Origin of the sequence: Sphingopyxis sp. Root154 (assembly GCF_001427105.1) — a bacterium.
GTDB lineage: Bacteria > Pseudomonadota > Alphaproteobacteria > Sphingomonadales > Sphingomonadaceae > Sphingopyxis.
The window spans coordinates 317,789-341,745 of the sequence record NZ_LMGI01000001.1 but is presented as its reverse complement, the minus strand read 5'-3'; the positions used below and the strand labels follow the sequence as shown (position 1 = coordinate 341,745).

Here is a 23,957-nt window from a genome sequence, read left to right as displayed (position 1 = left end):
CGGATGCGCCGTCGTTCAAGCTGCTGCGATCCGCCGCACCGCGGCGGCGGCGATCGGCGACAGCGCATTGGGCCGGTCCGCCGCGAGGGCGACGATGCGCTGGCGCATCGACGGATCCCAGAAGCTGCGGATATGGTCGGCGACCATCTCGGCCGAACGCTCGCCACCTTCCGATGCCAGATTGCGTGCGATCTGGTTCGCCATGTAGATCAGGCGTTCGCCGGTCGACATGACGCCCTCTTCGTCCTCCATCGCCATCTATTCGGCCGCCTCGAGCGGTGCGATCCGGCGGCTCTGCCGGGCATGATCGGCATAATCCTCCTGCCAGTCCGACGGGCCGTTCGAGAGGCCGACCTGCACCGCGGTTACCTTATATTCGGGGCAGTTGGTCGCCCAGTCCGAATAGTCGGTGGTGATGACGTTCGCTTGCGTGTCGGGATGGTGGAAAGTCGTGTAGACGACCCCCGGTGCAACGCGTTCGGTGATTTGGGCGCGCAGCGTGGTCTCCCCGGCGCGACTCTTGAGGCCCACCCAGTCGCCGTCCTTGATCCCGCGATTCTCGGCATCGGCCGGATGAATCTCGAGCCTGTCCTCGGGGTGCCACGCGGTGTTCGCGGTGCGCCGCGTCTGTGCGCCGACGTTGTAATGGCTGAGAATGCGGCCAGTGGTGAGCAGCAGCGGGAAGCGCGGCCCGGTCTTCTCGTCGGTTGGGATATAGTCGGTAACGATGAACTTGCCCTTGCCGCGCGCGAAGCCGTCGATATGCATCGTCGGCGTGCCGCCCGGCGCGGCATCGTTCGCGGGCCATTGCAGCGAGCCTTCGGCGTCGAGCCGGTCATAATGGACGCCCGCGAAGGTCGGCGTGAGCGCCGCGATCTCGTCCATGATTTCCGATGGATGGCTATAGCTCCAGCCGAGCCCCATCGCGTTGGCGACGAGCTGCACGATCTCCCAGTCGGCCTGGCCGTTCAATGGCGCCATCACCTTGCGGACGCGCTGGATGCGGCGCTCGGCATTGGTGAAGGTGCCGTCCTTTTCGAGGAAGGTCGAACCCGGCAGGAAGACATGCGCGTAGTTCGCGGTTTCGTTCAAAAACAGATCCTGCACGACGACGCACTCCATCGCGGCGAGCCCCGCCGCGACATGATGCGTGTTGGGATCGGACTGCAAGATATCCTCGCCCTGGATGAACAGCGCCTTGAAGGTCCCGTCGGTCGCGGCATCCAGCATGTTGGGGATGCGAAGACCGGGCTCATGATCGAGCTTCACGCCCCAGGCGGCTTCGAACATCGCGCGCGTCGCGTCGTCCGACACATGGCGGTAGCCCGAAAATTCGTGCGGGAAACTGCCCATGTCACACGCGCCCTGGACATTATTCTGGCCGCGCAGCGGGTTTACCCCGACACCCTCGCGCCCGATGTTCCCCGTCGCCATCGCGAGGTTGGCGATCGCCATCACAGTCGATGATCCCTGGCTATGCTCGGTGACGCCGAGGCCATAATAGATCGCGCCGTTGCCGCCGGTAGCATAGAGGCGCGCCGCGCCGCGGACATCTTCGGCGCGGACACCGGTCAGCGGTTCGATCGCCTCGGGCGAGCGCGCGGCTTCCGAGACGAAATCCGCCCAATCCTGGAACTCGTCCCAATCGCACCGTTCGCGAATGAAGGCTTCGTCGTAGAGTTCTTCGGTCACGATGACATGCGCCATCGCGGTCAGCATCGCGACATTGGTACCGGGACGCAGCGGAAGGTGATGTTCGGCCTCGACGTGGGGAGACCTGACCAGGTCGGTCCGCCGCGGATCGATGACGATCAATTTTGCGCCTTGCCGAAGTCGCTGTTTCATCCGGCTGCCGAAGACGGGGTGCGCGTCGGTAGGGTTGGCGCCGATGACGAGGATGACGTCGGACTGCATCACGCTGTCGAAATCCTGCGTGCCCGCGGAAGTGCCGAAGGTCGTCTTCAGCCCATAGCCCGTCGGCGAGTGACAGACGCGCGCGCAGGTATCGACATTGTTGTTGCCGAAGCCCTGCCGGACCAGTTTCTGAACGAGGAAGGTCTCCTCATTGGTGCAGCGGCTCGAGGTGATGCCGCCGACCGCGAGCCTGCCATATTTTTCCTGGATGCGGCGGAACTCGCTCGCGGTATGGACGATCGCTTCGTCCCAGCTGACTTCGCGCCACGGTTCGGTGATGCTCGTGCGGATCATCGGATGGAGGATGCGCTCCTTATGCTGCGCATAGCCCCAGGCGAAGCGGCCCTTGACGCAGCTATGGCCGTGGTTCGCCTTGCCATCCTTCCACGGCACCATGCGCACCAGTTCCTCGCCGCGCATCTCGGCGCGGAAGGTGCAGCCGACGCCGCAATAGGCGCAGGTGGTTATCACGGACCGGTCCGGGGTGCCGGTCTCGACCACCTTCTTCTCGATCAGGCTCGCGGTCGGGCATGCCTGCACGCACGCACCGCACGACACGCATTCTGACGCAAGAAAGGCATCGTCCTGCGACGCGGCGACCTTCGATCCGAAACCCAAGCCCTCAATGGTGAGCGCGAACGTGCCTTGCACCTCGTCGCACGCGCGCACGCAACGCGAGCAGACGATGCACTTCGACGGATCGAAATCGAAATAGGGGTTCGACTGGTCCTTCGGCTGGCCCATGTTGGTCGCGCCGTCATAACCATAGCGCACGTCGCGGAGACCAACAGCGCCCGCCTGGTTCTGCAATTCGCAGTCACCGTTCGCGGCGCAGGTCAGGCAGTCGAGCGGATGGTCCGAGATATAGAGCTCCATCACCCCGCGGCGGAGCTCCTTCAGCCGCTCGGTCTGGGTGCGCACGACCATCCCTTCGGCGATCGGTGTGGTGCATGAGGCGGGATAGCCGTTCCGTCCCTCGACCTCGACGAGGCACAGGCGGCACGAGCCGAAGCTTTCGAGATTGTCGCTGGCGCAGAGTTTCGGAATTGCGGTGCCGGTCAGCGACGCGGCGCGCATGATCGACGTGCCTTCGGGCAGGGTAACGTGTTCGCCGTCGATGGTGAGTGTGACGTTCGCGCCGGTCGCGAGCGCGGGCAGGGTGCCATGGTCGGTTTCGCGGGTGAAGCCCATGTCCTTACTCCGCTGCTTCGAGGGCCGGTGCGGGCGCACCGAAATCTTCGGGGAAATGATCGAGCGCGCTCAGCACTGGATAGGGGGTGAAGCCGCCAAGCGCGCAGAGCGATCCATATTTCATCGTATCGCAGAGATCGCGGAGCAGCGTGGTCTGCGCGCTGGGGCTTACGTCGATGCGGTCGGGCGCACGCGAATAGAGCGCCTTGCCAAGCACGCCGTTATTCGCGGTGGGGCGGGCCGGCTCGCTTTCGCGCGCCGCAATGATCCGATCGACGATCTCGACTCCGCGCGTCGACCCGATCCGGCAGGGCGTGCATTTCCCGCAGCTCTCGGCCGCGCAGAATTCCATTGCGAAGCGCGCCATTTGCGCCATGTCGACGCTGTCGTCGAAGATGGTGATCCCGGCGTGGCCGATCAGTCCGCCGGCGGCGGTGAAGGCTTCATAATCAAAGGGCAGGTCGAACATCGATGGCGGGAAATAGGCGCCGAGCGGTCCGCCCACCTGCACCGCGCGGACTGGACGGCCGCTCGCCGTGCCGCCGCCGATGTCGTTCACCAGTTCACCGAGCGTGATACCGAAACCGACCTCGAACAGGCCGCCGTGCTTCACATTGCCCGCAAGCTGCACCGGCATCGTCCCGCGCGAGCGGCCGAAGCCGACATCGGCATAGGCTTGCGCCCCTTCGGACAGAATGAACGGGACCGCGGCGAGGCTCAGCACATTGTTGATCACCGTCGGCTTGCCGAACAGGCCGGCGAGGGCAGGGAGCGGCGGCTTGGCACGAACCTGCCCGCGCCTGCCCTCAATGCTGTCGAGCAGCGCGGTTTCCTCGCCGCAGACATAGGCGCCGGCGCCAACGCGGACCTCGAGCTCGAACGGAGCGACGCGGTCGGCCGACAATTCTATCGCTGCCCGCATCGCGTCGATCCCGAACGGATATTCGCTGCGAATATAGATGAAGCCGCGGCTCGCGCCGACGGCGTGCGCAGCGATCGCCATGCCCTCGATCAGGCAGAAGGGGTCGCCTTCCATCAACATGCGATCGGCGAAGGTCCCGCTATCGCCCTCGTCGGCATTGCATACGATATATTTGGTGCGGCACGGTGCATCGAGCACCGTCTGCCATTTGATCCCGGTGGGGAAGCCCGCGCCGCCGCGCCCGCGCAGGCCGCTCGCCCTGATCGCGTCGACAACCGCTTGCGGTTCGGCGGCGCGCGCAGTGTCGAGGCCGATCCATCCGCGATGGGCCGCATAATCGGCAAGACTCAGCGGATCGACGATCCCGCAGCGCGCGAAAGTGAAGCGTTTCTGGGCGGCGAAGAAGCGGTGTTCATCCACCGCGCCGATATAATTGCGGTGCGTCCCGTCGAGGACGGCTTCCACCTCGCACGGCGCGACGGGGCCATAGCCGATCCGGCCCGCCTCGGTTTCGATCTCGACAAGCGGCTCGATCGAAAACAGCCCGCGCGATCCGGTGCGAACAACTTCGCAGCCCGCCCCGACGAAGGCCCTCGCAACGGCGTCAGCGCCCAGCGCAACCGAGGCCATGTCGCAGCTGATGAAGACGCGCTTCACGCCGCGACCGCCTGGGCGATTGCTTCCAGCGCCGCTTCGTCGACGCGCGCTATCGGGCGTCCGTCGACCAGCGCATTCGGGCCGATCGCGCAGAGACCAAGGCAGAAAACGGGCTCGAGACTGACCTGACCGTCGCTGCGCGTCGCGCCCATGGCGACCCCAAGCCGTCTGGCCGCGGCGGCCTCGATCCGCGCGCCGCCACGCGCCTGGCAGCTTTCGGCGCGACATAGTTTGACGACGTGGCGTCCCGCCGGCCGCCGCCGGAAGTCATGATAGAATGTCACGACCCCGTGGACGTCGGCGCGCGACAGGTTGAGCGACGCCGCGAGCGCTCGCACGGTGGCGTCATCGATAAAGCCTATCTCGTCCTGGACGGCGTGAAGAAGCGGAAGCAGTTGGTCGCGGCCCGTTCCGAGCCGCTCGACCCATTTCTCAACCACATGTTTTGTGTTGTCCGCGTGCATAGTTCGACATCTCCGACGAGTTCGGGTGCCTGCGCGCGATCAGAGCGTCAAATCGAACTATCGCATGAGTTATAGAGAAAACCTATGAAGGGGGCGATACTCCGCGGGAAGATCAAGCTCGCGCGCGACTGTGAGCACGCCCCGCGCAAGCGGACTCATTGGCGTTCGATCCGAAACGATCAAGCCGACGCGGTTCATGTCGTCCGTCTCCGGCAGCGGGACCGCTGTGATCCAGTCGAGGCCGTCGATGAGCAGCGCATGGCTATCGGGCATGATCGAACAGAGCCGGCCATGCCGGACGATGGCAAGGAGCGCGACGTAGCTGTCGGCGGTGACGACGGGCCGAAGTCCGAGGCCCAGCGCAGCGAGCCGCGCATCGAGAATGCGGCGGTTCTGCATTCCTTGCGGGAGGAGGCATAGCGGCAGTCGTGCGAGGTCCGCCCAGACGGGCTCGGGCGGAATGGCAATGCCCTGCGTGGCGCTCACGATCATGCTGCGCTCACGGTAGAGGGGAACCGACAAGGCGTGGGCAGGGGGTTCGAAGTCGATATAGGTGATGCCGGCGTCGAGCTCGAACGCGGCCAGTTCGCGTTCGATCTGGCGCGACGTCAGCGAACGAAGCTGTACATTGAGTTCGGGAAACCGGACGCGGATTGCCTCGACGAGATGCCCCGTTGCCGGCATCGAAGCGGGGATGGCGCCCAGGCGCAATTCTCCTTTGAGCGGCCCTCTCGCGGTCCCGGCGGCGTGCGCAAGCGCCTCAGCCGCCGCCACAAGCTGCTGAGCCCACGGCAGGATCGCCTCACCCTCGGGCGTGAGCCCGGTATATTTCCGATCGCGCGAAACCAGTCGCTTGCCCAGCTGGCTCTCGAGCATCGCGATGCCTGCGGAAAGCGTCGGTTGGGAAACATTGCACGCCGCGGCCGCACGGACGAAATGCCGCTCGCGATGAAGCGCGAGGAAATATTCAACAAGCCTCGTCTGCATAGCCCGACGCTCTAAGATAATCCGGCGCGGTTTGCCATTGTCAACTTCCTGGTCCCGGGGTGTCCGCCCGGCCCCTTGCGGACCGTGCGATGCCGACCTGTTGGAGAGAGGCGCGCCGTGCCCAGCAACCCGCATGTACGCGGGAGGGCCGCGGCGGCGCGGTAAAGCTCGGCACGACAATCGAGCCGCGCCTCGCAGATTACCATACAATAGTCGAGATCCGGCCGCGTGCAACGGGGGAGCCGTCGTTTAGCGAGCTTACCGGCCGCCCCTCGAGTTCCTTCCAATGGGAAAGGCGGCCCCCCCCCCGTCGTGCGCCAATGTCCCGCGGCATGGGGAATTTGGTTGACAATCATACAATAGTACGATGTGGTTCAGCATGGGTTGGAGCTCGTCAGGGGAAGCCAGTGACACAATGTGCGCTCAAGTGAGGCAGCTCGAAGCGGCCCGGCTCTACCGCAAGCCTGTTATCGCCTGCGCGACCGCCTGCGAATGCGGCGGGGCAAGGCGCCGTGGCTCGGGCGAAGCGATGCTGATCACGCCAAACCGCGATGCGCTGAGCCGGTCACGGCCGAGGCGGTTAGAAATTGCCTGGCCTTCCTTTCCGGACGGCTGCGCTGCGTTACCTGGAAGAACGCGCTATTTCCGCGCCGTCCGCTCACCCCGGCAGGGGCGGCTGCGAGGCCAATCCATTCGAGCCTCGGCGCCGGGTCGATGATCGCCCATGCGCGGGCCGAATCTGCTGCCTTCGCGAAGCAAGCGAATGACAGCGGGGTGCGGACGCCGTCTGCTCTTGCCGAAGCGGGTGCTGGCCTGGCAATGCTGAGGCATGACGTGTGCCGGCTCGAACAATATACGGTGTTCGAAAGCACGCAGGTCGAGGAGGTGCAACGCAAATTGACCGAGGCGGTGGCTCCGCATCGGCTGATCGTCGCCGAACCGGCCATGGACGCGTCGCTACGGCGCATCAGGCTGGGCGATCTCGCCATCCTTCTTCTCCGTTATGGAGCGAAGGCGGTGGTGCTACCGAAGTGCGCCGACGACCTGGTGCTGGTAAAATTCATCCTGTCGGGCGAATGTGAAGTCAGCGACCGCGATGGCCGGTTCACCGCGCGTGCCGGGGACATATTGATCCTGGAATCGCTCCGATGCCTGCGGCTGGTCATGTCGTCCGATTGCGAGGAGCTTATCGTCCCTCTCCGACGCGCGGACATCGCTGCCGTTTCAGAAGCGCTGTCGGGGCGGACGCCGCCTCGGAGCTTCGACTTCGATCGGCATTTCAACATGGGCGACCTCAACGGGACGGCCTTGATCAGATTGCTGCAATATCTGATCGTGCAAGCGACCGCGAGCCATGACTCGGCGGCTGTTCTGGCTGTCCCGGTCACCAGTTTGTTGATCCATCATCTTCTTTTGAACCACGCGGCGGTCCGTCATGCAAATTGCCTCCCGCGAACGACAGTGGTGCCCTATTATATTCGAAGGGCCGAGGCGTTCATGGCGGAAAATGTTCGGGAGAGAGTCACGTTGGGATGTCTCGCCGACCACGCCGGCGTCAGCGTGCGGACAATTACTTCCGGTTTTCGCCGATTTCGCGGCGAAAGTCCGCTTGCCATATTGCGTGACCTCCGCTTGCAGCGCGCGCGCGACCAACTTCTGGATCCTCGCGCGGGCTCGGTAACCGAGGTTGCGCTGCGCTGCGGTTTTGCGCATTTCAGCCGCTTCGCCTCGGCTTATCGCGCCCGCTTCGGCGAAAGTCCGAGCGCGACATTGGCGAAGGTGCGGCCACACTGAAGCAGGCTGATCCCGATGAGGGGAAGCGCCCCAAACGGGGCGCTTCCCGATCAGAAGGCAACCGAACTGCGTACATACCATTGACGGCCACGGTCATAAGAGGCCGTCTTGGTGCCGAATGACTGCTGGAAGTTGCCATAGGCCTGGAACTTCTTGTCAGCGAGGTTGTCGACGCCGACTTGCAGCGAGTATTTCTCGCTTGCGCTTGCCCACCGGATACTGGCGTTAAACAGGCTGTAGGCCGGCTGGTAAAGCGCCGCATCATTCAGTCCGTTGATATTGTTGAAGGTGCCCGAGCGATAGGACCAGTCAACGCGGGGTGTGAGCATACCCGAGTCGCCAAGTTCGATTTCCTTTTGGATCGCGCCACTGAGCGTCCATTTGGGAACATAGTTGAACTTCGAAGCTAGCGTCAGGCCCACCGTGTTGTTGAGCTTGGTATATTGGGCGTCGGTCAGCCCCGCCGATCCGGTGATCAGCCAGCCACTGCCAGGCGCCAGTGTTGCTTCCGCTTCGAAACCCTTGATCTCCGCATCGCCGGCGTTGATGTAGAACGGGCCGAGGCGTCCGAAAGGTGTACCATCAACCAGCAACTGAAGATCGGTATAATCGGTGTAGAAGGCTGCGACGTTGAAGCGCAACTTGCGATCCAGCGTCGTGAGCTTCAGACCCGCTTCGTAGGAATTCACCTTTTCCGGCTTGAAGGTCGGCATCGTCGATTCGGGCGGGAAGATCCGCTGCGTGAACCCGCCGCTCTTATAGCCTTGCGAGAAGGTCATATAAGTCATGATATCCGGCGTCCACTGGTAGGCCAGGTTGACCATCGGCGTCACGCGCTCTGCGTTCGACTCAACCGTGACGAAAGGAAGGATCCGGTTTCCGTTCGGGTTGAGTATTGGGTCCGCCGTGCAGCTGAGATCAGGCGGAAGGATCGGGGGGCCCGAACGGACGAAGCAGCGGCTTAGCACCAGCGTTCCATTTGCGGGCCCAAGAATATTTCCAATGCGATCTTCTATGATAAACTGATCGGGCAGGAACTTCTTGCGGTCCTCGGTATAACGGATACCGGCGGTCAGGGTGAGCTGGTCGGTGATCTTATAGGTCAACTGGCTGAACGCTGCCCAGCTCTTGAAGTTGTAATAACCGCCGCTCTGCGCAAAGACGGCGTTGAAGTCGATCGGGCCGATATCCTTGCCCTTTTCCTTGAAGTAATAAAGGCCGAACAGATAATCCAGTCGTCCATCGAGGGCGCTGCCGAGCAGTTGCAATTCCTGCGTGAACTGGCGCTGGGTAAAGGTGTCCGGTGATAGATAGGCGACATTGATTGGGGTGTGGTCGTAATCGACCGCAAAAAGTGCATCGACCTTGCGGAAGGACGAAATGGACTTCAGCGTCATATCGTCGGTGACGTTCCATTCCGCCGTCAACGCGGACGACCAGACTTTGATGTCCGAAAAAGTGTCGCGGCTGGAAAAGTCCGTATCGCGGCTGAGCCACTGGTTGTTCAGGCAGTTCGGATTGGTCGCGTTCGCCGCGTCAAAACAACTGCCAAGTGCGCCGAAGTTGGTGGCCAGCGCGTTGTTGAGGCCGCCGAAGCTGCCCGGAGCCGACACGTCGATGCCAACCAGCACAAAGGGTGCACCGTTGCTTTTGTCGCGCATATAGTCGCCGCTGAGCGTCAACTCCAGATTGGGAGCAGCTTCCCACAACAGCACCGCGCGCGCCGTCTTGGTGTCCTGGTTGCCCAGCTTGGTGCCAAGGTTCGGCGCGTTGACATAACCATCCTGGCTGAACAAGCCGCCCGACACTTTCAGGAACAGCGTATCCGCGATCGGCATGTTGATCATCCCGCGCACATTGACGCGGTTGTCGGTTCCAATCTTGAGGTCGGCCTTGCCTTTGAACTGGTCGGTCGGTTTGGCGGTCGTGACGCTGACCGCGCCGCCGATGGTATTGCGACCGAACAATGTGCCTTGCGGGCCGCGCAATATTTCGACCCGGTCGATATCGATCATGTCGAACACGCCGCCCACGCTGCGTCCCTGATAGACCCCGTCGACATAGATGCCGACGCCGGGATCGACGCCGGGAGCAAAATCGCTCTGGCCGATGCCGCGGATATAAACCGCCGCATTCGACGCGACGCCGCTGTTCGACGGGATATTCTTGAAGGTCAGGTTCGGGGTCGTATCCTCGAGCTTCATGATCGACGTAATACCCCGCGAGTCCAGCGCGTCCGCACTCACGGCGCTGATCGATATCGGGGTGTTCTGAAGATTTTCTTCGCGCTTGCGCGCCGTAACGATGATGTCGCTGATTCCATCCTGGGCGGCTTCGCTAGCCGTCTCCGACGATGCACTTTCCTGGGCGGATACCTGCGCCGGCAATGCCAGAGCCGCCCCTGCCAGCCCCAGAGCGAATTTGGTTACACGCCGATCATGTTCTTTTGTCATATAGCCCTCCCTAATTGGATTCTTGCCTGCGGGACGGCGCAGCGTTGGTCTATCCGGTGCGGGCAGTCGGAGGCCGGATCGGGCAAAAATTCGGCGCAGCATGTCCTGCCGGGGTTCCGTGTGGCGCTTCAAGCGGCGGGCGGGACACCATGGGACATACCGCACCCCGGATTCTACGGACAGGCGTGCAACCCATCGGACCGGACCGACGCGTGACCGCCGGTTTATTCGGCGGGCCGTCACGGCTCCGCCGGCGCGCGGGCAGCTGGCCTCGGCACGTCACGACCCTTGCGTGCCCAATCGATATATGCAAATAATATTGTATTACGATTCTAGGGAAGTCCCTGGCAGTGGCCGCCTTCGGGCCTTGGTCGCAAGCGATATCGCTTGTCCATGAGAACCCGTCCAAAAGGAGAGATGATGTGCAGTTGACGTTCGACGCGGTTCAGAAAGTGGCGCGGCAGTTTGACCAACCCCGGACCTACGGCCATTTCATCGGCGGCGAGTGGGTCGACGGCGACAGCGGCGAATTGATCGAACTCAGTAACCCCGCCACCCGCTCAACGCTGGCTTATATCCAGTCGGGCAACGCGGTGGATGTCAAGCGCGCCGTCGATGCCGCCCATGCAGCATTTCCAAAATGGTCGCGCATGTATCCGGGTGAGCGTCAGTCGATCATTGCCGCCATGATCCAGAAATTGCGTGATCGCCGACTTGAATATGCGGTCATGGAAACGCTGAACAACGGCAAGTCGATTTTCGAAGCCTATAATTTCGATACGACGGTCGCCATGGGTTTCCTCGAACCCTTCGTCGGCGCCGCGTTCGACGTGAAGGGCGAGACGTTCGAGGTGCCCGACGCGACGGTGCTGTCGTTCCGCGAGCCGATCGGGGTCGTCGCGCAGATCATTCCCTGGAATGTTCCGTTGATCATGTTCGCGCTCAAGGTGGGACCAGCGCTCGCCGCGGGATGTACCATCGTATTGAAGCCGTCCGAGATCGTGTGCATGTCGGTTATGGAATATGTAAAGGACATTGCGGAGCTTCTGCCCCCCGGCGTGCTGAACATCGTCACCGGATATGGCCCCGCCATTGGCGAGCCGCTCATTACCGATCCGCGCGTTCGCAAGGTGGCCTTTACCGGTTCGCGCGCGACGGCGCAGAAAATCATCACGATGGCGTCGCACAACATCATCCCGCAGACGATGGAGCTTGGTGGAAAGTCGGCGCATATCATTTGCGAGGATGCCGATCTGGAAGCGGCCGCCGAGTCGGCGGTCATCGGGAACATCGTCAACAAGGGCGAGGCCTGCATCGCGGGCACGAGACTGTTTGTGCACCGCAAGATCGCCGAGGAGTTTCTCGCCCGTTTCCAGGCGAAACTGGCGGCGGTGCCGCAGGGTGATCCCCTCGATCCGGCCATCATGCTCGGGCCACAAGCCTCCCAAATGCAATATGACAAGATCTTGAGCTATATCGAACTTGGAAAGAAGGAAGGCGCGCGCGTCATGATGGGCGGCCAGCCCGCGATCATTCCCGGTTTCGAAAAGGGTCTGTTCATCCAGCCGACGCTGCTGGGTGATGTGCGTAATGACATGCGCGTCATGCAGGAAGAGATTTTCGGAGCCGTTACGGGAGTCTTCATCTGGGACGATGAGGCCGACATGATGCGCATTGCCAATGATACCAGCTACGGATTGGCGGGCGGCATTTTCACAAGAGACCTGTCGCGGGCGCATCGGATGGCGCGTTCGTTGGAAACCGGCATGATTTGGGTAAACCGTTACCTGAACTTCAAACCCAATCAGTGGGTTGGCGGCCACAAATCGAGCGGCTACGGGACCGAGGGCGTCCGTGCCACCATGGATCATTACACGGTCATGAAGAGCATCGTCATCAATCTGTAGATTGTACGGAGGGGGCGGCTAGACGTCGTCCGGTTGCCCCCTCCCGCCATTGCAGCACACCCGACTCGAAGGCCATGCTGTGCCGGCATCCTGCCCAGCGGCTGATCACCCCGCTTGCGAGAGATGGACCTATTCCGAAAGCGCGCGGCAAGTCGGCGCAAATTGCGCCCAATTGACCTTCGTTGGGACGAGTTGGCGTTAAGGGCCGCGGACGTCGCGACCGCCAGCGAGCGTCACGCGGCGGAGGTATTCATTATCGCCGGCCGGCTGCGGCGCAGGCTCGCAAACTCCTGGACCTGACGCCCGACGAGCTGCAATTGCGTCGCCGTTCTTTCATCGAGACATTCGCCGTCCCGGAAAATACCCGCGGACGTATTGATCGCAGCGCCCAGCGGGGTCGGCCAACCGCGCAGGGCGTGGACGATCGAGCGGAGCGTGGCGAGCGTCGAACCGGTGGCCTGCCAGCCATAAGCGGTGGCGATCAGGCCGACGGGCAGGCCGTCGAGATAGACGCGGTCGTCCTTTGCCGTGTCCTCGATATAGTCGATCGCGTTTTTTACGAGGCCCGAGATCGACCCGTGATAGCCCGGGCTTGCCAGAATCAGTCCATCCGCCCGGCGGATCGCATCGACAAGGGTTCGGCCCGTATCGCACTCGGCCGCCGCTGGCGTCAGATAGTGCGGCAAGGCGGCGATCTCGTCGCAACCGAACATGCGAACCGTCGCCCCGGCCGCCTCGGCGGCGGTCAGGGCGAGAGCAAGGGCTTGTTCGGTCGAGGATCGCGGGCGCGCCGTGCCTCCGATTCCGACAATGAAAGGGGCTGTGTGCATTCGACGATCCTCATATTCTCTAAACGGGAGTTTCGGCGGTTCGCCCTGCATTTCCGGGCCTCTGGCGAAGCGCGCATCCGCAAGCGATGACCGGCGATAATCGATATCAGACCGCGTCCGCCAGCTGCTGCTCGCCGACGACGTCGAAGCCGTGGCGTTTCAGGCTCATGTGGATCGCAGGGCATGGTTTGCCGGTGAGGAGCGTCAGGCGTCGTATACCGAGACTGGCAAGAATCTGGGCGCCGACGACATGATTTTTGTGGATCTCGGTGGACTGGGTAGGGGCCGACAACAGCTTCGCCAGACTGCCCGGCGCGGTGTCGCGAAAAATGATGATGATGCCCGCGCCTTCCTCGGCGATAACATCCATCGCGCGCTGCAGCGTTCCTGCTTCGCTTCCGTCCTCGCCGAGAATGTCCGACAAGAGCGAGCCGGGATGAATCCGCACCAGTGCAGGTCGGTCCGGGAGGAACGCGCCTTTGCGAAGAACCAGATGTTCGGCATCGTCCGCCTTGTCGACATAGGCCTGCACCAGCCACTCGCCGCCGTGGCGCGACACCAGCCTGGCCTCGGCCTCGCATCCGACACTGCGATCGTTCCCGAGCCGGTGGACCACCAGATCCCGAACGGTTCCGACCTTGAGACCGTGGGCGCGTGCCAATGCGAACAGGTCCGAATGCTTCGCCATCGCGCCCTTTTGATCCATGATCGCGCAGATCACGCCTGACGGATTGAGGCCGGCCAGCCGAGCCACATCGACGGCGCCTTCGGCGGCCGCCGCGCGCGCCAGCAAGCCGCCGTTTTCGGCGACCAGCGGAAAAATGTGGCCCGGCGTCACAATGTCGCTCGACGTCGTGGCCGCATCGATCGCAACAGCGATCGTACGCGCCCGATCGGCGGTGGAAATTCCCGTCGTCACGCCCACGCGCGCTTCGATCGAAACGGCGAAGTCCGCCGAACCGCGCGGCCTGTCGCGGGTCGCCATCATCGGCAACGCCAACTGATTTGCGCGCCCTTTGGTGATCGCCAGGCAGACAAGCCCGCGGCCATGCGTGGCCATGAAATTGACGGCTTGAGGGGTCGCCATCTGCGCCGGAATGACGAGATATCCTTCGCCATTTTCGCTTCCGTCGTCGACGAGCACGAACATGCGTCCGTTTTTCGCCTCGTTGATGATGTCCTTTGGCGTCGCCAGCGTGTCGCGCGCAAGCGTCGCGCTGCCCGCGTGCTGTTCGGGATATTTAAGGGCTGCGGAGGATGCACCTGGCCTCATGATGCCAAATTCGCGGGTTCGGACTGTGGCGCGTCCTTTCGACCTGCCGTTTCGGCGTGAATGAGGGCATCGACTTTGCGCCTTACCTTTACCGCGCCTTCGTCGCTACGAAGCAGAACCGGCTTCAGCGACCAGAAGTCCTGGCCCTGCATCCGCTCTTGCTGGAGCTCGATCATCGGCTTGTCTTCGCGAGTGAAGATGGACGCGCGGGTGGCCGCTATGCGGTCGTTCAATTCTCTGTTCGCGAGTTCGAAGTCCCGTGTTGCCGCAAAGAAATAATGGGTCGTCGTCTCGGTCTCCGGCGTCATGATATGTGCGACGAGGAAATTCTTGCCGTCTTCGCGGGGCGTGCCCGCCGGCACCGCGCCATTCCGCAACGTCATGATGGACGGCGCCTGCCATTCGATTTCCGTCCAGCTATCGGCGGTATCGGCGGTGAAGCCATTCAGTCGCATGTTCGGCTGGGGCACCTCGTCCCAGCAATGCCACTGGAGCGACATGCCCTTGTCATGTTCGCTGACCTTCACCTTGGTCCGCGTATAAGATCCGCCCCCCAGCGTGTCGGGATGCAAAGTATCGGCATGGGTCAGGTCGAGAATATTGTCGACGAACAACATATAGTTCGCGGCGCAATGCAGATAGCCATTGCTGTACGCTGTTTCGGGAACATCGTGAAAATGCTGGAGATCCGGGACGGGGGTGGCCTCCGCACGGTCGGGATCGCCCATCCATATCCAGATGCCGTGTTGCGATTCCCGCACGGGATAGGCCTGAACGCACAGACTGCGGACGATGGGGCCATGCGGATTTTCGACGCATTGGCCGTCGGTGCCGAAACCGATGCCATGATAGCCGCAGTAGAGCGTGCCATCGGCGAGTTTTCCGCTACTCAGCGGGGCAAAGCGATGCGGGCAGCGGTCGTGCAGTGCGGCAATATTGCCGTCCGCGTTGCGGTAAAACACCACGGGTTCGTCGAGCAGGCGCCGGGGCAGCAGCGTGTCCGGGCCGACTTCCCGGCTCCATCCTGCAAGGTACCAGCAATTGCGCAAAAACGTCATGGTTTCCCTTTCCCGTTCGACTCGGTCGGCGTCCTAATTCCCTCGGAGAGATTGTATTACTATCATATAATAAGCAAGCTTCAACGCGCCTTTCGCGGGTCCAGCCTGCCCGACCCGCAGGACAAGCAAGGCAGGCCGAACCCTGCAGGGCATTGTCGCCGGACCGCCAGGGATCTGTCCGGCCCATGCACCTGCAAGAGCGGTCAGTTGAACCGGAATCGGGCGGTGACGCCGTAGGTTCGCGGCCGACCGGTCAGGCGGTAAGCCGCGTCGGGGCTCGGGGCGGCGACATTGTTCCAGTAATAGACGTCGCCGATATTCTGGATGAATCCGGTTAGGCGCCAGCGGTCCTGCTCGTCGCGGATGCCGACGCGCACGTCCACGAGCGAATAGGCTTTGATATCGAAAAGCGCTTCCTGGCCGAGCGCCCCATTTGTTTTTCCCTGATGCGTCGCATTGGCGCCGAGAAACAGGTGAACATCGGAGGTGACCGGAAAATCATACTGGATATCGCCGGTCAACTGCCATTTCGGCGTAAGAGGGAAGGGCTCTCCGCTCAGCAGTTTCTGATTGAGAAGCGGCGTGAAGTTCACGAAGGTGCCGAGAATCTTGCTGTCGATATATGTGGCGCCGCCGTTGATGCTGAGCCCCGCGAGCGGTTCCCACACGATCTGCAGTTCCGCGCCCGCGCTGCGCGACTGGGGGACATTGAGGATACGGTTGAATGCGCCCACGACCGGATCGATGATCCGGCCCCGGATTTGTTTGTCGCTATAGTCGTAATAGAATATGGCGCCGTTGATCTGCAAACTTCTGTTGAGAAGACCGAGCTTGAAGCCGGCCTCATAAGCGAGGACGGACTCTTGCTTCGCGGGAGCCAGCGAGAGATCGAAGGTCGCGCCCGTCGTGATGAACACGCCGTTCTTATAGCCTTTACTGACCGAGGCGTAGAGCAGCTTGCGTGGATCGATTTGCCAGTTGAGGCCGGCTTTCCACGAGAGGCTTCCCTCCTTCAGCTGGTCCTCGACGACTTGCGGTTTGAAGTTCTGGGAATTGAGCGTGACACAGCCGCCAGGCGGAATGACGGTCGGCGTTCCGCTCAACCGCGTCGAGACACCGGAAAGCAGGTTGGCGAGCACGCCGGACCCGGTGTCGTAAAGGCAGCCCTCGAACGCGCGGTCCTGCCAACTATAGCGGAGCCCGCCGGTAAATGTCAGCCCGGAGGCGAATTCCCAGTCGAGGTTGCCGAACCCGGAATAGGTGTCGACCTTGTTATGAGCGACGGCGTTGGCGCTGTCGAAAGGAAAGCTCGAAACACCGACATAGGGGGCGGACTCGTCGTCGACCCGGTCGTGCTGGTAATTTGCGCCCAGCATCCATTGTATGTTGGAGCCCACTTCCCCGGCGAGACGCATTTCCTGGGAAAATGTCTCGATCGACCCGATGCCGCGCGACGAGAAGACTTGGAACGCCGTTCCATCGGCGTCGAGAAATTGGTCCTGGTCATAGGAGGAATATGCGCTGATGCTTGTGAAGGACAGCGCGTCGTTCAATTCATATTCGCCGCGAAGCGCGACCTGCCAGAAATCATTGTTCAAATAGAAATTGCTGTTCGGATCCCAGTCGGCCAGCCGGTTGCTGCCGGTGGGTCGCGCCTGTTGCCCGACGATGGCCGGCACGCGCGCGTTCAGCACCCCACCGAACTGCCCCGCCTGCGGTTCGGACTTGTTCTGCCAGCCATTCAGATTGAGCAGAAGCGACAGGCGATCGGTAGGTGTCCAATCGAGCAGAAAGCGCGCTTGTCGCCGGTCCGTCTTTCCCATCCGGTCCTCGGGGCGCGATACGCTGCGCTGCCATGCATCTCCATAGTCCTTGCGCACGACAAGCCGGGCGCGAAGCGTTTCGCTCAGCGGACCGCTGACAAAGGCTGTCGCGCTGATGGCGTTGAAGCGGGCCACGGTGAGGTCGAACCCGCCCTCGCGCACCGCGGTGGGCTTCGCCGCGATAAAATTGATCGCGCCGCCGGTCGAATTCTGCCCGAAAAGCGTGCCCTGAGGGCCTTTGAGGACCTCGACGCGCTCGAGATCGAGTCCGACGGCTTCGGTCATCAGCGAATAGGGAAGGGGAATTTCATCGACATAGGCCGTGACCGTTGGCGCCGCCGCCAGACTCGTTTCGTTAAAGCCGATGCCGCGCACCGTGAAAACCGGTTGGCCATACGCTCCCTTGGTATAGTTGAAGCCTGGGACGACCTTCACAAGGTCTTCGGCGTTGACGACGCCGAGGTTCGTCAGTGTTTCGCCGCTCAGCGCCGTAATGGACATGCCGACCTGGTTGACGGACTCTTGCCGTTTTTGCGCGGTGACGACGATATCGCCGACTCCCGGCTCGGCGTTTTCATCCGCCTGGCTCGCGGCCGCCGACTGCGCCGACGCGCCGGTTACGCTGCCCGTCGCCAGCATAGCGAACCACGCCGCCCCCAGCGACAATCGTGTCATGCCTCTCATCATCCGCCGTCTCCCAATAGCGTCATACGATAAGATTGTATTATTGTATGGACTGTGAGCGAACGCAAGTCAAAAAGCATATGACAGCGGGCAGAGCGGAGATCGCGTGCAAGCACAGGCGAGGCGCGGGCTGCTGCCGACGGCCGGCGCTCGGGACGCCTGATCGCGCGCGGGTCGCGCCTTTTTTATATGGCTGTCACTGGCGTGCGGTGACGGCGTCCGTGGAGGGGACGCCGGCCCTCCACGGCAAACGAGGGACCATGCGGCCGTAAGCGATCCTTACCGGAGAGCATGACTCCACCGTTCAGGTTCGGGGAACACCAGACTCGCCTCGGCGGAGGTCAGGTGCGATCATCCCCGGCGCCCGGGTCGCCGCCCGCTCGGCGGCGGGAGTGGTTAAGGACCTATTTGGCTCCATCGGCGCGAGGGGGCGCATCGACGTCGCCCTTATGGTCGGCGAACACCTTACGAGCCGACGCCGCTGCGCTTCGCACATGATCCTGGGCGGCGGTTCGTGCTCCCGCGGCGTTGCCCTTTGCAATTTCCTCGTAGATTCTGCGAAGTTCGACGATGCTTTCATTCGCTCGCCCCGAGCGCGACATCGAGGTCGCACGAAGCAGGGACACACGTGCGTTGAGCCCGACGACCATGTCGCGCATGACGTCATTCGCGCACCCGTCCAGGATCGCATCATAAAAGGCTTCGGTCGTGCGGATGCGCTTGATTGCATCATCCGCCCGAACTGCCGTTTCAAACGCGTCAACCGCCCGCTCGATGGCCGTCAACGTATCGGGAGAAGCGCGTTCGGCACACAAAGCCGCGACCTCTCCTTCAAGCAGGCGCCGTACTTCGTAGATCTGCTCTGCCGCCTTCCAGTCGATGATGGCGACCGAAGGACCGATATTCGGAGTATTCGTTACCAGATGCTCGGCTTCGAGCCGGCGAAGCGCTTCGCGAATTGACGTGCGGCTGACCCCCATCCGCTGACACAAGGCGGTCTCTACGAGCCGCTCGCCCGGCTGCAATTGTCCCATCTCGATCGCTTCGCGAAGTTTCGCCACCGTTTGAGAGCGGACGGACACCGGCGATATCCGAAGGTCGAGGGCGTCCCCCGCTTGGGCGTCCATCTCGGGCAAGCGCATTTTCGGCATTTCCTTCATTTGGCCAGCCCTCTCGGCCGGCCCGGTATTTTGTATGCTCGTCTTCTTTGCATTTCGTCAAGCCGGCGATCAAGGGGGATCGCGCCAACCCGACAGGCGCGCGCGCCTGCCCGGTCGGGCACCGCCTCGCCAGCGAGGCGTTCCGGATGACCAACTTGCAACCCGAAATAATCGCCGATCAGGGATCCCGATCGGACCGGGGAGCAAAGGCGCAAATCTTGTTGCCGTCCGGATCGCGAAGATATGCGCCATATTTTCGGCCGGGCGAGCTTTCGCGAAACCCCGGTGCACCCCCGCACGCACCGCCGTTCGCCAGGCCCGCCGCATGAAAGGCATCGACCTGCGCGTAGCTGGTCGCCCGAAAGCCGATCGTTCCGCCATTGGCGTGGCATGCGGGTTCACCGTTGCTGGGCGACACGACGACGAAGTTGCCGCCGTCACTGGGGTAGGCAGCGATGCCGGGCACCGAGCTCGGCGAAAACCCCAGCGCGCCGAGAACTGCGTCGTAGAACCGGCGAGCGCCATCGACATCGTTGCTGCCGACCATGACATGATTAAACATGGATCACCTTTCTTTAAACCGAAATGCTCGTTCTTCGCACGATATTCGACCGGGTGGATCAGCCGGGCCCGGGGACGCGCGCCAGGAACGCATCGACCTGCGATCCAACGGCTTCCCAGTCGAATGAACCAAAGTTGCGCATCCGGCTGGAAAAGGTTGGGCCAGCATAGAACATTTCATACTGGGTATGCCGCGACGCGAACTCCGAACCGATCGCATCCCACGCCAGGTTGAACAGCTTAACGCGATCAACCGCCGACTGGATGCCGCTGCCCTGAGTTCGCTCGATAAAGTCCGCGCTCGCGGCACTCGTCAGATCGAGATGAGAGGATGGGCGCGCGAGGACCGAGCCGCCGGCCAGTTCGCGAAAGCGCGTGATGAACTTCGGATAAAGCTGCTGGCTGAGGACCTGCGCACTATATTGGAGGGAAGAGTCGGGAATGAAATATTCGCCATACTGGACTCCGCTCACCTCCATCGCGAGGACCATCGCCCGAACCTGGTTTGCGTCGGCCGCCATTTGTCCGAGCGCTTCCTGCGTGCCGGGCATCTGAAGGCTGCCGTTTGCTATCGACATTCGGTGCGCCAACCCGACCATGAAGGCCAACTTGTTGCTCAATCGGATCTGCGCGGGATAATTTTGATAGGCCATCAGTGGCGTATCGAACCATTGCGCGCGCGCCGCTTCGACATCATTGTGGATAAAGACCCGCTCCCAGGGAATCTTCACTTCGTCGAAATAAACGACACTGTCATTCTCGTCATATTGGGAGGAGAGCGGGGAATCGAACGGACTGACCGAATGCGCTTCATAGGAGCGTCGGGAAATCAGCTTCAGCCCCTTTGCGGATAGCGGCACCATCGCGGTAAAGCTGACATTCTCCTGACCGGGTTTGAGCGGGCGGACCGCGGCGATCAGCAGTTCCTGCGCCATCGGAAGTCCCGTCGACAATTGCCGTGAGCCCTTGATGGTGATGCCTTCGCTATCCTCGTCGACGATCGTCGCATCGGCCGGCTCGCCCGGGACCCGGGGCGGCAGCCGGTCGATCTGCGACGGCACGATCGCATAGCCGCACCAAATGTCATTGTCGCGCGCCCAGGTGAAATAATCGCGAACCGCGGCGGCGCGCTTGGGGCCGTGCCGTTCGAAGAAGTCGATCGACATCATCATGGCCGACAGCGCCGACGCGACATGATCGGGCGTGCGTCCGACCCAGCCGAAGGTCGATTTCGAGATTTCGTCGAGCGCCTCGCGTCGCTGCACCAGTTCCTGGTAGTTTCTTGGCAACTGCCAGGCGCGGCTCACACGTCGGCCTGATGTCGGCGATGCGAATGTCATTTTCTCTTCATTGGCGGGATTGGCGGCAAAATCGTACAAGGCGGCGCCGGTTCGCACGGCGTTGGCGAATGCGGGATGATCGACATGCTCGGTGACTAGAGCGCCATCGAGGATGATCGTTCGACCGTCGCGCAACGCATCGATATGTTCCGCGCCAGTTTTGGGCGCCGCCGTATTGCTCATAATATCGATTGCCTTTCCGTGTTCACCGACTCAAATCGGGCCGTTGCCCTATATCGTCATACAATATGATTGTAGTAAAGTTTAGAGGTGAATGCAATATGCGGATGCCGGAGAGGCGTCCGGGGTTCGACAGGCGCATCCATGATGTGCAGCGGTGCGGTCGCGAGGCGCGCGCCGCGGGTGCATTGGCGACCCGATTGCGCGCGAGGCCCGCGGCGGCGCCTTATCAAAGCGGGCGCACGCGGCTCCAAGCTCGCCTGGAAGCATCGTACATCTTTGTTCACCGATGATCGCCGGAAAAGCTGGGTTCCTGGGAGCGCGGCGGAAAGCGCCACCGTTAAGGCCGCCAGATGATCGTCCCTTTCGACGCGGCGCCTCTCCGTAATCGATCGTGCGGCCGTAAGCGGTCGCCGTATAGTCACTTAGATTGTATGACTAGCGGTAGATCGGCTCCAGCCTCGTGCCGGCCGGGCGGGACGATCCATTGGGAAGGCCATTTGGGCGTGCTTTCAAAGGCGCTCACCCAGCTCGATTGCAAGCGGCGGCGACGGGCGGGAACCGCCTTGAGATGGCCGAATACTCTCGGCCTAGCGTGTACTGGCTGGCTGAAGAAAGAAAAAATTGCGTAAATACAGAGTTTTGTGGTTCTAATGCATTGGCCCGTAACCGTTCCTGTGCGCTTTTACCCGTCGCGGCTGCGATCCGCTTCCGAGGAAATTTCGGTTCTCCCGAACTTCGGGCCTTGCATATGATAATACAATAATATAACCCGAGGTCATGCCACTCAGTGCATTTCTGAAGGGCAGGGCGGCCGATGTGGCCGACGGAACAATCGGCACGGCCTGAGCGGAACACGCAGTTCCGCTTCATGGGTCCGGCAGGCGGGGTCACGATGGTGCACTGGGGATATGAAATGGCAGAAATCATCATCGATAACGCAAGATCGAAAAGGCATCGCAAAATCATGGAAAATCTGCGGATCCGCAAATGGTATGAGTATTCGGAAGAGGTGCACTACAGCGAAATGGGCGTCGCGGTAGACGGCGAGCCTGTTCGGAAGTTTGTTGTCGCCGCAGCCGTGACCAATCCCTTCGCCGGGGCGTTCGGTGAGGATTTAAGCGCCTCGATTCTGCCTTCCGAGACGCTCGGTGCACAGATCGCCGAGCGACTTGTCGCGGCAGCGAACGGGCATGAGATTCAGAGCTATGGCAAGGCTTGCATCGTCGGAACCGCCGGCGAATATGAACATGGCAATGCGATGCTCACGTCGCTTTTCGCAGATCCGATCCGGGAAGCGATCGGCGGCGGCAAGTCGTGGGTTCCTTCCACGGGCAAGCGCGGCGGTCCGGGTGCTTCGATCGATGTGCCGCTGGCGCACAAGGACGCGCTTTATGTCCGTTCGCATTATGATACGGTGACGGTGACATTCGGGGATGCCCCATCGCCGGACGAGGTACTGGTGATATTTGCGGTGGCGACCCGCGGTCGCCCCAACGCGCGTGTCGGGGGCCTCGCGGCGAGCGAGATCAAAGGGCTGGATGGCCTGACCTGAAGGTCGGGTTGTCTAGAGCCTTCTCGGATCAGTTTTCACAAAGCCGGCGGAGCCTGAAGCATGTTTGAGTTTTTTCCCGGAAATTATCGCTGGTCCTACAATACGCTGCTCGCCTTTTCGGCGGGTGCGCAGCTGGGCGACGTCGCGCTGATCCACCAGACGCTCCTCGCGAGCGGCGGGGACGATGCAGTCTGGCACAAGGAGTGGGCGCGGCTCGCGGAGCGTCTCGAAGCGCGCGCGCGAGACGAAGCGAGCTCGGCGTTCACTGCCTCGGAGAATTTCTTCCTCGCGGCGCTGTATCACACGATTTCGGAACATTTCATCTCGCCTTCGGACCCGAAGCGACTGGAATCCTATGCCGAGGTCCTGAAGAGTTTCGACGAAGCGCGATCGAGGGCTTCCTATCCCGTCGAGCGCGTCGAGGTTCCGTTCGAAGGCGCTTCGCTTCCGGCCTATTTCGTCCCCGGTGTCGGCGACGGGCCGCGCCCGGTTGCGATATTCATCTGTGGGCTCGATACGACCAAGGAGCTCTGGTTCCTGCGGGCCCGGACCCAGTTCGCGCAGCGCGGCATCTCGGCTTTGTTCATTGACACGCCCGGAATCGGGGAGGCGCTGCGGCTCCGCAAATTGGTGACGCGCGCCGATTACGAGCGGCCGGTGGATGCCGCGATCGCCTATCTGTCGTCGCGCGGCGACGTCGATGCCGCGCGCATCGGCCTGGTCGGTTCGAGCTTGGGCGGCTATTATGTCGCGCGCGCCGCAGCCTTTTCCCCGGGGCTCAAGGCCGTTGTCGCCTGGGGGGCGATCTACGACTATCATCGCGTTTGGGTAAGGCGCATGCAAGGGACGGGCATAGCCGGCGCCCCGACATTCCAACTGATGTACATAACCGGGACCGACACGATGGAAGCCGCGATCGATGCGGTCAAGGATTTCAGGATCGAACCTTTCGCGGACAAGATCACCTGTCCGTTCCTGATCATGCACGGTGCGGATGACCGGCAGGTGCTGATGGACGATGCCAATGAAATGTTCGCCGCGATTGCGTCGGAAGACAAGGCCATGGTGATATTCGACGGGGACAATGGCGGGGCTGCCCACACGCAGTTCGACAACCATCTCCCGGCGCTTCAGATTTGCGCCGACTGGATGGCGAGGAAACTTGCCGTCTGACCGGCTCGACAATTGAGATCTCCGGGCAATT

The 23,957-nt window shown here is 62.1% G+C and carries 17 protein-coding genes and 1 pseudogene; 4 read left to right on the top strand and 14 right to left on the bottom strand.

Annotated elements, in window-relative coordinates:
* Positions 1–15: 15 nt before the first annotated feature.
* From ASD73_RS01480 to ASD73_RS01460, 5 genes are all read right to left on the bottom strand, one after another.
* Entirely contained in the window at positions 16–258 is a 243-nt protein-coding gene (locus ASD73_RS01480; RefSeq protein WP_235534062.1) for a formate dehydrogenase subunit delta, read from the bottom strand.
* Positions 259–3,105 carry a formate dehydrogenase subunit alpha gene (gene fdhF, locus ASD73_RS01475; protein WP_056370447.1) on the bottom strand — a complete coding sequence of 949 codons (2,847 nt, stop codon included), beginning with the start codon at positions 3,103–3,105 and terminating at the stop codon, positions 259–261.
* Positions 3,106–3,109: 4 nt separating this feature from the next.
* Positions 3,110–4,684, bottom strand: coding sequence for an NADH-ubiquinone oxidoreductase-F iron-sulfur binding region domain-containing protein (locus ASD73_RS01470; RefSeq protein WP_056369778.1), 1,575 nt, complete (start codon positions 4,682–4,684; stop codon positions 3,110–3,112).
* On the bottom strand, positions 4,681–5,148 hold the full coding sequence (locus ASD73_RS01465; RefSeq protein WP_056369780.1) for an NAD(P)H-dependent oxidoreductase subunit E: 468 nt from the start codon (positions 5,146–5,148) through the stop codon (positions 4,681–4,683). Before ASD73_RS01465 ends, ASD73_RS01470 begins: the two co-directional genes overlap by 4 nt.
* Positions 5,149–5,217: 69 nt before the next feature.
* Positions 5,218–6,135 (bottom strand): LysR family transcriptional regulator, encoded by a 918-nt coding sequence (locus ASD73_RS01460; RefSeq protein ID WP_056369782.1) that lies wholly within the window; start codon positions 6,133–6,135, stop codon positions 5,218–5,220.
* Between the two features lie 492 nt (positions 6,136–6,627).
* Here ASD73_RS01460 and ASD73_RS01455 point away from each other — a divergent pair, with 492 nt between their 5' ends.
* The gene (locus ASD73_RS01455; protein WP_082521286.1) at positions 6,628–7,929 is read left to right on the top strand and encodes an AraC family transcriptional regulator; all 1,302 of its coding nucleotides are present in this window, start codon (positions 6,628–6,630) and stop codon (positions 7,927–7,929) included.
* A 50-nt stretch (positions 7,930–7,979) separates the two neighbouring features.
* On the opposite strand, the gene ASD73_RS01450 is transcribed toward ASD73_RS01455, so the two are convergent.
* Positions 7,980–10,382: a TonB-dependent receptor gene (locus ASD73_RS01450; RefSeq protein WP_056369785.1), complete on the bottom strand. Its 2,403-nt coding sequence runs from the start codon at positions 10,380–10,382 to the stop codon at positions 7,980–7,982.
* 428 nt (positions 10,383–10,810) lie between these two features.
* On the opposite strand from ASD73_RS01450, the gene ASD73_RS01445 reads away from it, so the two are divergent.
* Positions 10,811–12,289 carry an aldehyde dehydrogenase family protein gene (locus ASD73_RS01445; protein ID WP_235534060.1) on the top strand — a complete coding sequence of 493 codons (1,479 nt, stop codon included), beginning with the start codon at positions 10,811–10,813 and terminating at the stop codon, positions 12,287–12,289.
* Between the two features lie 233 nt (positions 12,290–12,522).
* Here ASD73_RS01445 and ASD73_RS01440 read toward each other — a convergent pair whose 3' ends face one another.
* The 8 genes and pseudogenes from ASD73_RS01440 to ASD73_RS01410 all read right to left on the bottom strand — a co-directional run bounded on the left by ASD73_RS01440 (position 12,523) and on the right by ASD73_RS01410 (position 21,201).
* On the bottom strand, positions 12,523–13,119 hold the full coding sequence (locus ASD73_RS01440; protein WP_056369787.1) for an NADPH-dependent FMN reductase: 597 nt from the start codon (positions 13,117–13,119) through the stop codon (positions 12,523–12,525).
* 106 nt (positions 13,120–13,225) lie between these two features.
* Positions 13,226–13,735 carry a hypothetical protein gene (locus ASD73_RS23510; protein WP_443027955.1) on the bottom strand — a complete coding sequence of 170 codons (510 nt, stop codon included), beginning with the start codon at positions 13,733–13,735 and terminating at the stop codon, positions 13,226–13,228.
* A 57-nt stretch (positions 13,736–13,792) separates the two neighbouring features.
* Positions 13,793–14,269, bottom strand: a pseudogene (locus ASD73_RS23505) (3,4-dihydroxy-2-butanone-4-phosphate synthase); the annotation flags it as partial.
* Between the two features lie 119 nt (positions 14,270–14,388).
* Positions 14,389–15,450 carry an aromatic ring-hydroxylating dioxygenase subunit alpha gene (locus ASD73_RS01430; protein ID WP_056369791.1) on the bottom strand — a complete coding sequence of 354 codons (1,062 nt, stop codon included), beginning with the start codon at positions 15,448–15,450 and terminating at the stop codon, positions 14,389–14,391.
* A 203-nt stretch (positions 15,451–15,653) separates the two neighbouring features.
* Positions 15,654–17,948 (bottom strand): TonB-dependent receptor, encoded by a 2,295-nt coding sequence (locus ASD73_RS01425; protein WP_162248116.1) that lies wholly within the window; start codon positions 17,946–17,948, stop codon positions 15,654–15,656.
* A gap of 413 nt (positions 17,949–18,361) precedes the next feature.
* Complete coding sequence (locus ASD73_RS01420; protein WP_056375897.1) at positions 18,362–19,117, bottom strand: GntR family transcriptional regulator; 756 nt, start codon at positions 19,115–19,117, stop codon at positions 18,362–18,364.
* A 178-nt stretch (positions 19,118–19,295) separates the two neighbouring features.
* Complete coding sequence (locus ASD73_RS01415; RefSeq protein ID WP_056369797.1) at positions 19,296–19,679, bottom strand: VOC family protein; 384 nt, start codon at positions 19,677–19,679, stop codon at positions 19,296–19,298.
* A gap of 58 nt (positions 19,680–19,737) precedes the next feature.
* A complete protein-coding gene (locus tag ASD73_RS01410) occupies positions 19,738–21,201 on the bottom strand; it encodes a 4-hydroxyphenylacetate 3-hydroxylase family protein (protein WP_056369798.1) in 1,464 nt (487 codons plus the stop codon).
* A 964-nt stretch (positions 21,202–22,165) separates the two neighbouring features.
* On the opposite strand from ASD73_RS01410, the gene ASD73_RS01405 reads away from it, so the two are divergent.
* A complete protein-coding gene (locus ASD73_RS01405) occupies positions 22,166–22,753 on the top strand; it encodes an amino acid synthesis family protein (protein ID WP_056370451.1) in 588 nt (195 codons plus the stop codon).
* 60 nt (positions 22,754–22,813) lie between these two features.
* On the top strand, positions 22,814–23,926 hold the full coding sequence (locus ASD73_RS01400; RefSeq protein ID WP_056369800.1) for an alpha/beta hydrolase family protein: 1,113 nt from the start codon (positions 22,814–22,816) through the stop codon (positions 23,924–23,926).
* Positions 23,927–23,957: the final 31 nt, after the last annotated feature.

Bases quoted from the DNA above. Each gene is read 5' to 3' on its own strand.
- ASD73_RS01480 (WP_235534062.1), bottom strand. From the start codon at position 258: ATGGCGATGGAGGACGAAGAGGGCGTCATGTCGACCGGCGAACGCCTG.
- fdhF (WP_056370447.1), bottom strand. From the start codon at position 3,105: ATGGGCTTCACCCGCGAAACCGACCATGGCACCCTGCCCGCGCTCGCG.
- ASD73_RS01465 (WP_056369780.1), bottom strand. From the start codon at position 5,148: ATGCACGCGGACAACACAAAACATGTGGTTGAGAAATGGGTCGAGCGG.
- ASD73_RS01460 (WP_056369782.1), bottom strand. From the start codon at position 6,135: ATGCAGACGAGGCTTGTTGAATATTTCCTCGCGCTTCATCGCGAGCGG.
- ASD73_RS01455 (WP_082521286.1), top strand. From the start codon at position 6,628: ATGCGGCGGGGCAAGGCGCCGTGGCTCGGGCGAAGCGATGCTGATCAC.
- ASD73_RS01450 (WP_056369785.1), bottom strand. From the start codon at position 10,382: ATGACAAAAGAACATGATCGGCGTGTAACCAAATTCGCTCTGGGGCTG.
- ASD73_RS01440 (WP_056369787.1), bottom strand. From the start codon at position 13,119: ATGCACACAGCCCCTTTCATTGTCGGAATCGGAGGCACGGCGCGCCCG.
- ASD73_RS01430 (WP_056369791.1), bottom strand. From the start codon at position 15,450: ATGACGTTTTTGCGCAATTGCTGGTACCTTGCAGGATGGAGCCGGGAA.
- ASD73_RS01425 (WP_162248116.1), bottom strand. From the start codon at position 17,948: ATGACACGATTGTCGCTGGGGGCGGCGTGGTTCGCTATGCTGGCGACG.
- ASD73_RS01420 (WP_056375897.1), bottom strand. From the start codon at position 19,117: ATGAAGGAAATGCCGAAAATGCGCTTGCCCGAGATGGACGCCCAAGCG.
- ASD73_RS01415 (WP_056369797.1), bottom strand. From the start codon at position 19,679: ATGTTTAATCATGTCATGGTCGGCAGCAACGATGTCGATGGCGCTCGC.
- ASD73_RS01410 (WP_056369798.1), bottom strand. From the start codon at position 21,201: ATGAGCAATACGGCGGCGCCCAAAACTGGCGCGGAACATATCGATGCG.
- ASD73_RS01405 (WP_056370451.1), top strand. From the start codon at position 22,166: ATGGAAAATCTGCGGATCCGCAAATGGTATGAGTATTCGGAAGAGGTG.
- ASD73_RS01400 (WP_056369800.1), top strand. From the start codon at position 22,814: ATGTTTGAGTTTTTTCCCGGAAATTATCGCTGGTCCTACAATACGCTG.